Annotated in this window: 1 protein-coding gene; it reads right to left on the bottom strand. The window is 40.6% G+C overall.

From position 1 onward, the window contains the following. Window positions 1-15: 15 nt before the first annotated feature. A partial coding sequence (locus tag H2O73_RS24465; protein WP_182110857.1) for a UDP-N-acetylglucosamine 2-epimerase occupies window positions 16-229 on the bottom strand: 214 nt, incomplete at its 5' end.

Genomic DNA, 229 nt, shown 5'->3' with positions numbered 1-229 from the left:
AATATGATTAGTGACTTATGAAGTCAGTACCTTTATAATACGCTTTGCTGTTTGCCCGTCCCACATCGGGATGGTTTGTGTTTGTTTCCAGTTACCAGCAAATAGTTTTTGCAGATAGGGTTTTATATTATCTGGATTCGTACCTACTAATTCATTAGTTCCAAGTGTGATGGTCTCTGGGCGCTCGGTATTGTCGCGTAGGGTTAAGCAAGGCACGTTCATAATAGAA

Source organism: Vibrio marinisediminis (assembly GCF_014050145.1).
GTDB classification, from domain to species: domain Bacteria; phylum Pseudomonadota; class Gammaproteobacteria; order Enterobacterales; family Vibrionaceae; genus Vibrio; species Vibrio marinisediminis.
This window is presented reverse-complemented; position numbering and strand designations above follow the sequence as displayed.